The following is a 13,079-nucleotide window of genomic DNA, read 5'->3' as shown; positions in this document are numbered from 1 at the left end:
GAATGACATGTAAGGTTTTAAGGCTTACATGTCACGATATCCATTAGCGTCGTTCGACGAAAAGTCCGCCGCAGCTTTGCATCGTCGGCATAATTTCGATGCGGTTGACGTTGACGTGCGGCGGCAAGTGTGCCAAGGTAAAGATCGTATCGGCGATGTCTTCTTTATCGAGTGCTTTCGTGCCCTCGTAGACTTTTTTGGCTTTGGTTGTGTCGCCTTTGAAACGCACATCGGAAAATTCCGTTTCGGAAAATCCCGGCTCGATATTGGTCACGCGTACGTTGGTGCCGCGAAGATCGGTGCGTAGGTTGAGTGAAAATTGTTTTACGAACGCTTTGGTCGCTCCGTAAACGTTTCCGCCTTCATACGGCCAGTTTCCGGCGATGGAGCCGAGATTGAAGATGTAACCGCTTTTGCGCTCGACCATGATCGGCAAAACAGCACGTGTCACGTAAAGTAACCCTTTGATATTCGTATCGACCATCGTCTCCCAATCTTCGATATCGACTTCGTTCGCGTGCCCGAGTCCTAAGGCAAGTCCGGCGTTATTGACGAGAATATCGATGTTTTTATACGCTTCGGGTAAAGAAGCGATGGCGTCGAAAACTGCTTGTTTATCGCGGACGTCAAAGCAGATCGGTAAAATATCGCATGTGGGAAATTTGGCTTTGAAAGCATCTAACCGTTCACGCCTACGTCCCGTAATAATCACTTTATAGCCCGAAACGGCAAATTTTTCGGCGGTTGCTTCGCCGAACCCCGAAGTTGCTCCCGTAATTAAAACGACTTTTGACATGTACGTCCTTTCACAAAAAAGATAAGCGTATTATAATCTTTCAAGCCATAATGATACCTTTGGTAACTCTTTAAAAAAACCGTTCCGTGTCCTGTTTATTCTAAATATAGCCTTAAAATAGCCGTTTTGAGCGTTAAAATTCAACCAAATCATACGTAATGTATAAAATTTCATCATCCGAAATTGACGCAATATTCCAAAAATATATTAAGATTTTCGTGTCGGTTAAAAGGTACTACTTTTAGTATTCCAAAATTTTACTAAAGGACGCACGTGGCAAAACAGAAGCTCGGACGAGACGTCATTCAAAGCGTGATCGAAAAGCATCAAACCAAAAAACGTGAAATTGCGCAACTGACGATTAAGATCGATGCCAATTTGGACAATGCTTTGGGAAAACTTGCCAATGCGCTCAACATCTCCAAAAATCGCCTGATCGAAGATATTCTAACCGAAAGCGGCATCGTGCAAGAGGTCGAGGAGAATTATTATGAGTAACTTTCCAAGCCAAGAGCGCGTCGTTCAAGCCGTCTTAGAAGGTATTACGCAAGCGGAGAAAAATTTTTTATTTTGGACAAATAACCGTTTGAGCCTCTCCAGCGGTCCTCAAAAAATCCTCTGTATTCACGTCGCACAAGCACTCGGCTTAATCGAAAACGCCCCCGAAGTCTTTATCGATGCGAGTGTTTCGGATATTTTACGCTGTTCGCTTCCCAATCGTAAAGCGTTTAAAACGTTTATGGAAAAAAACGCGCTTTCCCAAGGGGCGTTTAGCATTACGCTCGATGAACGTTTCGTTCACCACAACCACAACGATTCGATTTCACGTGTGATTATGACGCTTAAAAACGGCGTGTGTAACGCAAAAGCCGAGTATACTTTCGAAATCGAGCGTTTGTGCAAGATGCTTCAGCGCAAAAGTAGGAATGAATCGTTGCTTGATTACGGTATTTTTGCGTTTTATGCGGATATTTCGACGCAAGCGCGTAAAAAACTTGCCAAGCGTATTCCCGAAATCGTGCACAGTTTCGATGAAGTCGTCAACCGTTTTCCTTCGCTTTCGTCACGTTTTTACGCTACGCCGATTACGCAGGTGGAAGAACTCGGAGAGTGGGCGGCGGGCTGTTACGTCATTTTTCCAAAGTAGAAACGAGTTTTGAACGCTTACATGTAAGCCTTTAAAAGTCGTTTCAAAATTTTTAAAAGGAGAAGGGATGAAGAAAATGTTACCAAAAATTGCCGCTTCGCTAGCGGTTTGTTCTATTTTAGCCGGTGCGAGCGTTGCCGCAGACGTTATTAAAATCGGGGTTCAAGCACCGATTACGGGATCGTACGCCAGCGAGGGACAAAGTATCGATAACGGCGTTAAATTGATCGTTGAGCAATACAATGCCAAAGGCGGCATACTCGGTAAAAAAATCGAAGTCGTAACATGTGACGATCAAGGTACGGCGCAACAAGCGGCGATTTGTGCTAAAAAATTGGTCAACGAAGGCGTGAAAGCGGTCATCGGTTCTTACACTTCGGGAGCGACTGAAGCGGCGCAAACGACCTATTTTAGAGCCGGTGTTCTTCAAACCAGCGACGGTACGAGCGACTCGTTGATCGCGCATAAATATTGGACGTTTTTTAGAAACTCCTTCCCCAACAGTGCGGAAGCCGATTTTACGGCAAAATATTTCGTCGACGGTAAACAGTACAAAAAAATCGTCGTTCTCTCCGATTATTCAAGCTATTCGACCGACTTAGGCGATGCGACGATTAAAGCGTTAAAAGCGAAAAACGCCAACATCGTTTACGAAGGAAAAATCAAATCCGGCACGCAAAATTTCACCGCCACGTTGACCAAAATCAAAGCGATGGAACCGGACGTCATCTACTTTAGCGGTTACTATACCGACGGCGGATTGCTAAGGGCGCAACAACAACAACTCGGTATTAAAGCCGATTTCGTCGGCGGCGACTCGAACGACAACCCTGATTTTATGAAACTAGCGGGAGAGAGTGCGAAAGGAACGTTTATGATTAACGTGCCGACTCCGGACATTTTACCTTACGACATCGCTAAAACGTTTTTAGTCGATTACAAAGCCAAGTATAACGCGATGCCCGCTTCGATTTGGTCTTTGATGAACGTGGACGGCTTGCGCGCGATTTTACATGCGATGGAACAAACCAAATCCGAAGATACCAAAGTGGTTGCCGAAGCGATGCATAAACTCAAAGATTTCCCCGGCATCACGGGTCCTGTGACGTTTAGAGAAGACGGCGAGCGTATCGGCGGCGGTTATATGACCTATGAAGTTCAAGCGGACAAAAGCTATAAAATCGTTTACCAATAAAAAGGTAACATGTAAAAATAGGCTTGTCGCGTCACGCTTTTCAAGCACGCCGATGCAAGGTTTTTTCGATTAAACCTTGCATTTTCGGCACTTTTATACTGTGAAAAGGATAGAGTAACGTCCATGGATATTTTTCTTCAACAAATGGTCAACGGTTTAACGATCGGAAGCTTATACGCTTTAGTCGCTTTAGGATATACGATGGTGTACGGGGTGATGCGTCTCATCAACTTCGCTCACGGAGACCTCGTCGCCTTTTCGGCTTTTGTCGGTTTGAGTGTTTACGGTTCGCTCTTTTCGGAAGGAACGACGTCGCTTTTAGCGGTGGTGTCGGTATTTCTTTTAAGTGCGTTGGTCGTCGCGTTCGTGGGCGTTTTACTCGAACGCTTGGCGTATCGGCCTTTGCGAACGGCTCCGAGGCTAAGTGCCGTTGTTTCGGCTCTCGGCGCGGGTTTAGTGATCCAAAATTCCGTGATGTTAATTTGGGGACCCAATATGAAGATTTTCCCGACCGATTTTTTCCCCTCGACGCTTTGGAGCGTAGGCGGAATCGTCATTACATTTACGCAAGTGATGATTTTGAGCCTCTCCTCGGTTTTAATGGTCGGACTGTACTTCTTTATCAATCAAACCAAAATCGGAACGGCGATTCGCGCGGTTGCTATCGATCAGGATGCGGCTAAATTGATGGGAATTAACGTCAATCGTATCGTTATGATTATTTTCATCATCGGCTCGGCACTCGGTGCGGTTGCGGGACTTTTTATCGGAGCGTATTACCGCGGCATTACCTTCGATATGGGATGGATGTACGGACTCAATGCGTTTGTAGCCGCCATTATGGGCGGTATCGGCAATATTCCCGGAGCTATGCTCGGAGGTCTTTTGCTAGGACTTTTCAATGCCATGATTACCGGTTACATCTCGACGCAGTGGGCAGAGACGTTTACCTTTGTTTTGTTGATCGTTATTTTGGTTTTTAGACCGACCGGAATTCTCGGCGAAAAAGTAGCGGAGAAAGTATGATGAATAAAACCGGTTTAATCGCTCTTTTACTTTTAGGGTTCGCGGGTTTGTATCCGCTCTTTGTCGATTCGGCGTGGTTAGCCGTCGGAACGACCTTTTTGGTGTTCGCCTGCGTCGCGTTTTCGCAAGATATTATCTTAGGACGGGCGGGCGTTTTTCACATGGGACACGCCATGTTTTTCGGTTTGGGTGCGTATACGACCGCGATTTTGAACGTGCAGTTCGGATGGGCGATTTTAGCGACGTGGATTCCTTCGGTTGTGATTCCGATGGCATGTGCGTTTGCCTTGGTCGCGCCGATTATTCATCTGAGAGGCGATTATCTTTTGGTCGCTACGATCGGATTTAATATCATTTTTATTCAAATATTGGAAAACGACGTTTTCGGCTTGACCGGAGGTCCAAACGGACTGTTCGGAATCGACGTCGTGCACGTTTTCGGTTACGACTTTTCAAGTCAAATTCATATGTACTATATGGCATTTATTTTACTCGGTATCACGTTGTTTATTATGCGGAGTCTGGATCGCAGTAAGTTCGGACGCGCGATGTTTTACATTCACAAAGACGATATTGCGGCGCAAAGCATGGGAATCAGTTTGCGCTATTATAAATTGTATGCATTTATCTTGGGTGCGGGCATTGCGGGGGCTGCCGGGAGTATGTTTTCCGTGCAGTATTCCGCGGTTAGCCCCGAAGCCTTTAACGTAACGCAGTCGATTATGTTTTTTACGATCGTATTGGTTGGAGGCTCGGCATCGTTGCCCGGCGTTTTAATTGGAACGTTTGTGATGTTTGTTTTGCCCGAGGTGTTCAGGGAGTTTGAAACGGCACGCTATTTGGTGTTCGGCGTCGCGATGATTTTAACGATGATTTTAAGACCTCGAGGTATTTGGCCGGTGAAATTCGGCAATATTCCGAGCTTCCTCAAAAAGGGGGCGAAATGAGCGAGTATCTTTTAGAAATTCAAAACGTCAGCAAACTTTTTTCCGGTCTCGTAGCAATCGACAACCTTTCGATGAAAGTCAAAAAAGGGCAGATTTACGGCATTATCGGACCCAACGGAGCAGGTAAAACCACGTTGTTTAACTGTATTACGGGTATTTATACGCCCGAAATCGGACAGATTTTATGGAAAGGCAAAGATATTAAGGGCATCAGCCCGTATAAAATTGCGGGACTGGGCATTTTACGTACGTTTCAGACGATTCGACTCTTTTCCGAAATGAGCGTTGCGGAGAATATTATGTCCGGACGCCACATCAAATCCAAACAACGCTGGTATAACGGCATCATTCCCACACCCGCCTATTTTAAAGACGAAAAATACCAATGGACGAAAGTCGGCGAGTTGATGGAGTTTTTCAATCTATCGCTCTATGCGACCACGCCCGCGGGCGATTTGTCGTACGGCATTCAACGACGTATCGAGATGGCGCGCGCTTTGGCGGCTGAGCCTGAACTTCTAATTTTGGACGAACCCGCCGCCGGACTCAACGAGAACGAGACGATTGAGTTGACCGAAATGATACGTAAAATTCAAGCGATGGGCGTGACGATCATGATGATCGAACACGATATGGAGATGGTGATGAGTCTTAGCGAATACATCACGGTGATCAACTTCGGTGCGAAAATCAGCGAAGGCGTCCCCTCTTTTGTACAAGCCGATCCGAAAGTCGTCGAAGCGTACATCGGAAGCGACGAGGAGGACGAAGATGCATAATATGCTTCTTGAAGTGAAAGACTTACATGTCAATTACGGTGCGATTGCCGCGATTAAAGGTATCGATCTTAACGTCGCACGAGGCGAAGTCGTAACGATTTTAGGCGCGAACGGTGCCGGAAAAACGACCACTCTCCGAACGATCAGCGGCTTGCTTAAAGCCGCTTCGGGAAGCATCGTTTTTGAAGGAAGAGAATTGAGTAAACTCCAAGCGCACGAAATCGTTGCGTTGGGTATGAGCCATTCTCCCGAGGGCAGACGCGTTTTTAGCACGCTCAGCGTCGAAGAAAATTTGATGATGGGCGCTTATACGTTGAAAAAGTACGATCAAGCGACTTTAGATTGGATTTACGAGATTTTGCCGCGTTTGAAAGAGCGACGCAAACAGCTTGCCGGAACGCTAAGCGGCGGCGAGCAACAGATGCTTGCCATCGGTCGGGCGATCATGAGCAAGCCCAAACTTTTAATCTTGGACGAGCCGAGTTTAGGGTTGGCTCCCGTTTTGGTCAAAGTGATTTTCAAGGCGATTAAAGCGATTGCTAAAAGCGGCGTGACGGTCTTGCTCGTCGAGCAAAATGCCAAAGCCGCGCTTAAACTCGCCGATCGAGGGTATGTTTTGGAATTAGGAAAGATTACCCATACGGGAAGCAGTGAAGAGCTGCTCAACTCTGAAGTCATTCAAGAAGCGTATTTGGGTAAGAAAAAGTAAGGTATCGTGACCGTCTGCCGTTTGGCAGGCGGTTTTTTTTGGCCGATTTTCCTATGATAAAAAAAGTAGTACAAATAGGAATACTAAAAATAGATTTGATATAAAAAGTTTTAGAAACATTGACATTAATTATAAACCGCTAAAGGAGCGAACATGCAACCAGATACCGAAGTGATTCAACGGGCTATTGCCTTGGCCGAGATATGGCAAAACCGAGCAAGCGAGCTTGTCAGTGATTTTGATCGCAATTTTGCTATCAAAATGAACACGATGCTCAGCCATCCTAAAGACAAAGTTTTTTTAATCGAACTGATGGATCAGAGCTTTCGTAGCGCGAATCCCGCACGTGTGGCCAATCAGATCGAATACCTGTTCGACAAATACGGTATGGCGTCGTTTTTTACGACGAGCGAGCGATTTTTGGTCTTTTTATTTTTACATGCAGGGATTTATCTGCCGCAAATTTCCGTACCGCTTTTTGTGAAAAACGTTCGCGAAGATACCAAAACGGTCGTCTTAAAAGGCGAGGAAGAGGCCTTGAACGCGCACCTTGAAAAACGACGTGCCGAAGGAACGCGCGTGAATATCAACTTGATCGGCGAAATTGTTTTGGGCGAAGACGAAGCGCAGGAGCGCATTGAAAAATACCTCAAAGTGCTTGAAAATCCCAACGTCGATTATATTTCCATCAAAATCTCGACGATTTTTTCGCAAATCAACGCGCTTTCGTTCGAAGACACGATCGACGAACTGGTGAAACGTTTGAGCCTCATTTATGCGCAAGCAAAAAAATACAGCTTTACCAATGCCAAAGGCGAAAAAGAAAATAAATTTATCAACCTCGATATGGAAGAGTATCGCGATTTGGCGTTAACGTTCTATGCCTTTACCAAAACGCTCGAACAGCCTGAATTTCAAGATTTTTATGCGGGTATCGTCCTTCAGGCGTATTTACCCGATTCGCATTTGTGGCAACAAAAATTGGTCGAATGGGCACGTAAGCGGGTTCAAGCGGGCGGAAAACCCGTGAAGATGCGTTTGGTAAAGGGCGCAAATATGGAAATGGAAGAGACCGAGGCGGCACTTCGCCATTGGGAAATGGTCACGCATACGAAAAAAATCGACACCGACAGCAACTACAAAATCATGGCGGAGTTTGCTTTGCGCCCCGAAAATGCACCGTTTGTCAATATCGGAATCGCCTCACACAACCTCTTTGAGCATGCCTACGGATACGAATTGGCGAAACAATACGGTACCGGAGAATACTTTACGATGGAGATGTTGGAGGGTATGAGCGAGTCGGCACGTTTGGCGATTAAACAAATCAGTCAAGAGATTATTTTGTACGCGCCGACGGCAAAAAAAGAGCAGTTTACCAACGCCATCGGCTATTTGGTGCGCCGTTTGGATGAAAATACGGGCACGGAAAACTTTATTCGTTACTCGTTCGGATTGAAAGTCGGCACTCCCGAATGGGAAGCGCAAAAAGAGCGTTTTATCGCTTCGTTTGAAAATGCCAAACAGGTGTTCATCGGCTCAAAACGTCGCCAAAATCGTTTGGAAGAGGAATGGAACGATTTTAAAGGCGGTAGTTTTTACACCGGAATGTTTCACGGAGAGAGCGATACGGACTTTATCCTAAGCCCCAACAAAGAGTGGGCAAAACAGATTCGAACGCGTTGGATGAAACGAGCAGCCCAGACGCTAGAGACGACACCTGTCGTCGTCGGCGGCGAAGCGTTGCGCGAACGTCCTCTTAACGACGTTATCGATAAATCGCAACTCAAAGAGGGCGTGCTTTGCGGAAGATACGCTACGGCGACGCCCGAAGATTTAAAACGCGCGGTTGAGGTTGCCGTGCAAGATGCGGACGGCTGGCGAACGCTTAGCCATGCGGCTCGCCATGAAATTTTATGCAAAGTCGCCAATAACGTACGTACCAGACGCGGCGATTTGATCGGTGTCGCGGCGGCGGAAGTGGGGAAGGTGTTTAGCGAAACCGACGTTGAAGTCAGCGAAGCAATCGACTTTTTAGAGTTTTACCCTCACGCGGTACGCTTTTTTGAAGCGTACGAAAACCTCTCTCTTAACGGAAAAGGCGTAGGCGTTATCACGCCTCCGTGGAACTTCCCGATCGCTATTCCCACAGGCGGTATCGTTGCGGCTTTGGCGGCGGGCAATTGCGTTATCGTCAAACCCGCCAGCGCGGCGACTTTGTGCGCGTATGAGTTGTGCCGATGTTTTTGGGATGCGGGAATCAGCCAAAATACGCTTCAATTCGTTCCGTGCTCGGGCGCATTGGCGGGTGAACACCTCGTCAAAAACTCAAAAGTCGATTTCGTGATTTTAACGGGCGGCGAAGAGACGGCGTATGCCATGCTTAAAGACAGACCGAATCTTTTCTTAAGCGCGGAAACGGGCGGGAAAGACGCGACGATCGTTACGGCGATGGCGGATCGCGATCAGGCGATTAAAAACGTGATTCATTCGGCGTTTTCCAACAGCGGTCAAAAGTGTTCCGCAACCTCGCTTTTGGTTTTGGAAGAAGAAGTCTACCATGATCCGCATTTTAAAAAAGGGTTAATCGACGCCGCGAAAAGCTTACATGTAGGTTCCGTTTGGGATTTTAAAAATCGTTTAGGAACGCTTGCCAACCAACCAAGCGGCGCACTCAAACGTGCATTGGAAAGTTTGGAAGCCGGCGAGAGCTGGGCTTTAGCACCCGAATACGTCGAGGGTAATCCTTACATGTTAAAACCAGCGATTAAATGGGGCGTCAAAGAGGGCAGTTTTTGCCATATGAACGAACTTTTTGGACCGGTACTGTCCGTGATGTGTGCCAAAGACCTTAAACACGCGGTCGATATCGTCAATGCGACGGGATACGGTTTGACTTCGGGGATCGAATCTTTGGATGAAAGGGAAGTGGCGTATTGGAAAGCGCATCTTCAAGCAGGCAATCTTTACGTCAATCGCGGAACGACGGGTGCAATCGTGCTTCGCCAACCTTTCGGCGGCATGGGAAAATCCGCGGTAGGTGCGGGACGCAAAGCGGGTGCATATAACTACGTGACGCTTTTTATGGACATCGAAGAGGTCGGTACACCGAAGATCAAAGGCTCCCTCAAACACGCATGGAGCGATTTGGTCGGCGAATGGGCTCGCCAAGCCGAACACGGAACGCACGGTGCTTTTAAAGAGACGTTTGAAAAACTCTCTTTCGCTACGGCAAGTTATCTTGAAAATTATGAAGAGGTTTTCGCCAAAGAGGTTGATTTTGCCAAGGTACGAGGTGAAGACAATATCTTTAAATATTTACCTTTACGTAAAGTCGCCCTACGCGTCTGCCAAGAAGATAGCTTATTCGACGTTTTAAGTCGTATCGTAGCGGCGAAAATTGCCCAAGTCCCTTTACATGTCAGTATCGCTTCGGAGGCGGAAAACAGTGTGGTTTCATTTATGTATGAAACCAAAGAGCGTTGGCTTAGTGCGCACGATACGCTCATACGCGAACACGAAGCCGAGTTTGCGCAATGCTTCGCTTCGGTACAAAAGATTTTCTACGCCGATGCGGCACGTATTTCGCCGTTCGTATTTGAAGAAGCGGCAAAAAGTGCCACGTTTATCGTTCGGGAAAAACCGTTGATGGAAGGACGCTTGGAGTTGTTGCATTATTTTATGGAACAAAGCATTTCTCACAGTTATCACCGTTACGGAAATCTCGGTGCACGCGGCATTAAAGCGTGAAAATACCTTAGGGGCGAAACCGCCCCTTTGCGTGACATGTAGCGACAAAAAGCGTCGGTATGCAAGAATCTTTTGAACCGTGTTATTTCAGAAACGGCGAAAGGTTTGAAACGAGGTATGCCGATTTGCTACATGTACGTATCGTCACGGCGTTTGATCGTCGGCATTTCAATAAAATTTTAGGATAGGTTTGTAAAATGATGTGACTAAGATGTGACGAAATGATGAAAATCGTCGGTGCATTATTTTCCCAAAGGCTATCATACAACTATGTCCATGCTATCTCAAGACCAACGCCACCTTCTGTTTGATACGATTCTTCAAAAAATCCCCGATTTTCCGTTTATGAAATGTTACGCGTCCAAAGCCTCTCCCAAATGTGCGCTTCCCGTTGTGTTAGATCATCTGGGTGAAGCGATTTTCTTAACCTATCAAGAGAGTCCTCATTTTTTATACGTGAACGAAACGGCGGCAAAAATGTTAGGGTATTCGCGGGATGAGTTGACAAACGGCATGAGCCTTTTCGACATCGATCCGAGTTGGTCACCCGATATAGCTAAAAAGTTTTTTGTAAAGATGAAAGAGGAAAAAACGATTCGTTTTACGACGCGCCATAAAACGAAAAAAGGGCATACGATCCTGATAGACATGAGCATCAGCCGTTTTGATTTTGAAGGCAAGTCGTACCAGTTAGCGGTCTGTCGAGAAATTGCCGATCAAAAAAGCTTTGTGGAACAGATGCTCGGTAAAGAGAGCTGTTTTAAGTTTAAAGACGTCGTCGATAACTCTCCGAACAATATCGCATGGTACGATTCACAGTGCAGGGTTGTTTATTTGAACTACCAAATCCAAAAATATTTTGACGTTCCGATCGAAACTTTAATCGGAAAAGAGGTAAGCGTAGATACTTTTGGAGAAACGTACGCCGAGTATATCGAAAAGCTACACTCCGTTATTCAAACGGGCAAAGGGATGGAATACGACCAAACGTTTCGATTTAAAGACGAAGAGTATGTTCATCATATGCAGATGGTTCCCGAGCTCGATAAATTAGGAAACGTCGTCGGCATCATCGCGATAGGGCGTGATGTAAGCATGCAAAAAAAGGCGGAAAAAAAGGTTGAATTTTTAGCCTACCACGACTACCTAACGGAACTGCCCAATCGCATACGCGCAAAATTGGAAGTAGAGCAAGTCCTTTTGCATAAACCTAAAACGGAACATAGCCACCAAATGGCTGTTTTATTTATCGACGTGGACGACTTTCAAACCGTCAACGACTCTTTTGGGCATGCCATCGGAGATATGCTCTTAAAAAGCGTGGCGCAAAGGCTTCAGGACAATCTTCGGGATAACGATATTTTAGCAAGGCATAGCGGAGACGAGTTTTTAATTATTTTAAACAATATCCGTTCTAACGAAGATATTACGTCGGTATGCGAACGCATCGTGGAAAGTTTTCAAACCCCTTTAAGCGTTGATGCGCATCACCTTACGTCTTCCGTTTCGATCGGCGTTGCGGTCTATCCGATCGAAGGAGACGACTTTGACGCACTGGTACGAAAAGCCGACATCGCGATGCACAAAGCCAAAGAACTCGGTAAAAATATGTTTTATTTTTTCGATGCTTCCATGAACGAAGAGACGATAGAATATTTTCGAATCTTACACGATATGAAAAACGCGATCGCCAATCGAGAGTTTATTTTGCATTACCAGCCGCAAATCGATATTCAAAGTCAAACGATTACGGGTGCCGAGGCTCTCCTTCGATGGATTCACCCGACGCAAGGGCTGATTGCGCCCTCTAAGTTTATACCGATTGCCGAAAACAGCGGTTTAATTATTAAAATCGGCGAATGGGTCATCAACGAGGCGTGCAAACAAGCGGTGCTTTGGCATCGACAGGGGATTCAAATCGTCGTTGCGGTTAATATTTCGACCGTACAGTTTAAACGAGGAAATTTAGAAGAAATTGTCAAAAAAGCACTTGCAAGCTCGGGGCTTTCGCCTGCGTTCTTTGAAATTGAACTCACGGAATCCGCAATGATGTACGATACGGAAAAAATACGAACGACGATCCAAAATCTTAAAGCGATCGGGGTTAAACTTTCCATCGACGATTTTGGAACGGGATATTCGTCTTTGTCGTATCTGAAAAAATTTGCCGTAGATAAACTGAAAATCGACCAATCGTTTATTAAGAATTTATTGCACGATCAAGAAGACGCCGCTATCGTCAAAGCCGTTATACAAATGGCAAAGAGCCTAAATCTCAAAACGATCGCCGAAGGCGTCGAAGAGGGTGAAACGTTGATAGCATTAGGCGGACACGGATGCGATGAGGTTCAAGGATTTCATTTCGCTAAACCGATGCCGCAAGAAGAGTTTCGAATATTTGCCGAATCTTTTTAAAGAAGAGAAGGAATTCTCGGATTGTTTGGCATGTCGTCTATCCAAGAATCAAGAGCGGTATTGCTCTTTGATTCTTAGACTATTCGATCGGATTATTTGAGTTTTTCGATAATCGCTTGGTTGAGTTCAAGCTTTTCTTTATTTTTTGCGACACCGTCGGCATTTTTTGCAATATTCTCTTTATTGCGGTTAATCTCTTCGCGGTTCAGCTCGATAAGACGAGTCAGTTCATTGACGCGTTGTTCGTATTTGTTAATAAGATAGTAGATCGTATAAACCAATACACCGATGACGATCCATTGTAAAATATCCATA

12 protein-coding genes are annotated in these 13,079 nt (G+C 45.8%); 10 read left to right on the top strand and 2 right to left on the bottom strand.

The genetic code is table 11. From position 1 onward, the window contains the following. Positions 1–43: 43 nt before the first annotated feature. On the bottom strand, positions 44–796 hold the full coding sequence (locus UCH003_RS11850; RefSeq protein WP_039672109.1) for an SDR family oxidoreductase: 753 nt from the start codon (positions 794–796) through the stop codon (positions 44–46). A gap of 273 nt (positions 797–1,069) precedes the next feature. Between UCH003_RS11850 and UCH003_RS11845 the strand changes: the two genes are divergently transcribed. From UCH003_RS11845 to UCH003_RS11805, 10 genes are all read left to right on the top strand, one after another. Then, positions 1,070–1,294, top strand: coding sequence for a hypothetical protein (locus UCH003_RS11845; protein WP_039672110.1), 225 nt, complete (start codon positions 1,070–1,072; stop codon positions 1,292–1,294). Next, positions 1,287–1,943 carry a hypothetical protein gene (locus tag UCH003_RS11840; RefSeq protein ID WP_060826657.1) on the top strand — a complete coding sequence of 219 codons (657 nt, stop codon included), beginning with the start codon at positions 1,287–1,289 and terminating at the stop codon, positions 1,941–1,943. Before UCH003_RS11845 ends, UCH003_RS11840 begins: the two co-directional genes overlap by 8 nt. A gap of 67 nt (positions 1,944–2,010) precedes the next feature. Beyond that, positions 2,011–3,138 carry a branched-chain amino acid ABC transporter substrate-binding protein gene (locus UCH003_RS11835; protein ID WP_039672112.1) on the top strand — a complete coding sequence of 376 codons (1,128 nt, stop codon included), beginning with the start codon at positions 2,011–2,013 and terminating at the stop codon, positions 3,136–3,138. A gap of 123 nt (positions 3,139–3,261) precedes the next feature. Beyond that, entirely contained in the window at positions 3,262–4,164 is a 903-nt protein-coding gene (locus tag UCH003_RS11830; RefSeq protein WP_041962930.1) for a branched-chain amino acid ABC transporter permease, read from the top strand. Beyond that, the gene (locus UCH003_RS11825; RefSeq protein WP_060826656.1) at positions 4,161–5,111 is read left to right on the top strand and encodes a branched-chain amino acid ABC transporter permease; all 951 of its coding nucleotides are present in this window, start codon (positions 4,161–4,163) and stop codon (positions 5,109–5,111) included. The genes UCH003_RS11830 and UCH003_RS11825 overlap by 4 nt, the downstream gene beginning before the upstream one ends. Next, complete coding sequence (locus UCH003_RS11820; RefSeq protein WP_041962928.1) at positions 5,108–5,890, top strand: ABC transporter ATP-binding protein; 783 nt, start codon at positions 5,108–5,110, stop codon at positions 5,888–5,890. The genes UCH003_RS11825 and UCH003_RS11820 overlap by 4 nt, the downstream gene beginning before the upstream one ends. Then, a complete protein-coding gene (locus UCH003_RS11815) occupies positions 5,883–6,599 on the top strand; it encodes an ABC transporter ATP-binding protein (protein WP_060826655.1) in 717 nt (238 codons plus the stop codon). The genes UCH003_RS11820 and UCH003_RS11815 overlap by 8 nt, the downstream gene beginning before the upstream one ends. A gap of 153 nt (positions 6,600–6,752) precedes the next feature. Further along, positions 6,753–10,349: a bifunctional proline dehydrogenase/L-glutamate gamma-semialdehyde dehydrogenase gene (locus UCH003_RS11810; RefSeq protein ID WP_060826654.1), complete on the top strand. Its 3,597-nt coding sequence runs from the start codon at positions 6,753–6,755 to the stop codon at positions 10,347–10,349. A 59-nt stretch (positions 10,350–10,408) separates the two neighbouring features. Beyond that, positions 10,409–10,537 carry a hypothetical protein gene (locus UCH003_RS13970; RefSeq protein ID WP_280936890.1) on the top strand — a complete coding sequence of 43 codons (129 nt, stop codon included), beginning with the start codon at positions 10,409–10,411 and terminating at the stop codon, positions 10,535–10,537. An 82-nt stretch (positions 10,538–10,619) separates the two neighbouring features. After that, entirely contained in the window at positions 10,620–12,764 is a 2,145-nt protein-coding gene (locus UCH003_RS11805) for a sensor domain-containing protein (RefSeq protein ID WP_060826653.1), read from the top strand. 92 nt (positions 12,765–12,856) lie between these two features. Here UCH003_RS11805 and UCH003_RS11800 read toward each other — a convergent pair whose 3' ends face one another. Continuing rightward, on the bottom strand, positions 12,857–13,078 hold the full coding sequence (locus UCH003_RS11800; RefSeq protein ID WP_060826652.1) for a hypothetical protein: 222 nt from the start codon (positions 13,076–13,078) through the stop codon (positions 12,857–12,859). Position 13,079: the final 1 nt, after the last annotated feature.

It is taken from the genome of Sulfurospirillum cavolei (assembly GCF_001548055.1).
Lineage (GTDB): Bacteria > Campylobacterota > Campylobacteria > Campylobacterales > Sulfurospirillaceae > Sulfurospirillum.
The sequence above is the reverse complement of the archived record's forward strand: the minus strand, read 5'-3'. Positions and strand labels throughout refer to the sequence as shown.

What these genes read in the sequence shown, in the direction of transcription:
- UCH003_RS11850 (WP_039672109.1), bottom strand. Translation starts at nt 796, where the DNA reads ATGTCAAAAGTCGTTTTAATTACGGGAGCAACTTCGGGGTTCGGCGAA.
- UCH003_RS11840 (WP_060826657.1), top strand. Translation starts at nt 1,287, where the DNA reads ATGAGTAACTTTCCAAGCCAAGAGCGCGTCGTTCAAGCCGTCTTAGAA.
- UCH003_RS11835 (WP_039672112.1), top strand. Translation starts at nt 2,011, where the DNA reads ATGAAGAAAATGTTACCAAAAATTGCCGCTTCGCTAGCGGTTTGTTCT.
- UCH003_RS11830 (WP_041962930.1), top strand. Translation starts at nt 3,262, where the DNA reads ATGGATATTTTTCTTCAACAAATGGTCAACGGTTTAACGATCGGAAGC.
- UCH003_RS11825 (WP_060826656.1), top strand. Translation starts at nt 4,161, where the DNA reads ATGATGAATAAAACCGGTTTAATCGCTCTTTTACTTTTAGGGTTCGCG.
- UCH003_RS11820 (WP_041962928.1), top strand. Translation starts at nt 5,108, where the DNA reads ATGAGCGAGTATCTTTTAGAAATTCAAAACGTCAGCAAACTTTTTTCC.
- UCH003_RS11815 (WP_060826655.1), top strand. Translation starts at nt 5,883, where the DNA reads ATGCATAATATGCTTCTTGAAGTGAAAGACTTACATGTCAATTACGGT.
- UCH003_RS11810 (WP_060826654.1), top strand. Translation starts at nt 6,753, where the DNA reads ATGCAACCAGATACCGAAGTGATTCAACGGGCTATTGCCTTGGCCGAG.
- UCH003_RS13970 (WP_280936890.1), top strand. Translation starts at nt 10,409, where the DNA reads ATGCAAGAATCTTTTGAACCGTGTTATTTCAGAAACGGCGAAAGGTTT.
- UCH003_RS11805 (WP_060826653.1), top strand. Translation starts at nt 10,620, where the DNA reads ATGTCCATGCTATCTCAAGACCAACGCCACCTTCTGTTTGATACGATT.
- UCH003_RS11800 (WP_060826652.1), bottom strand. Translation starts at nt 13,078, where the DNA reads ATGGATATTTTACAATGGATCGTCATCGGTGTATTGGTTTATACGATC.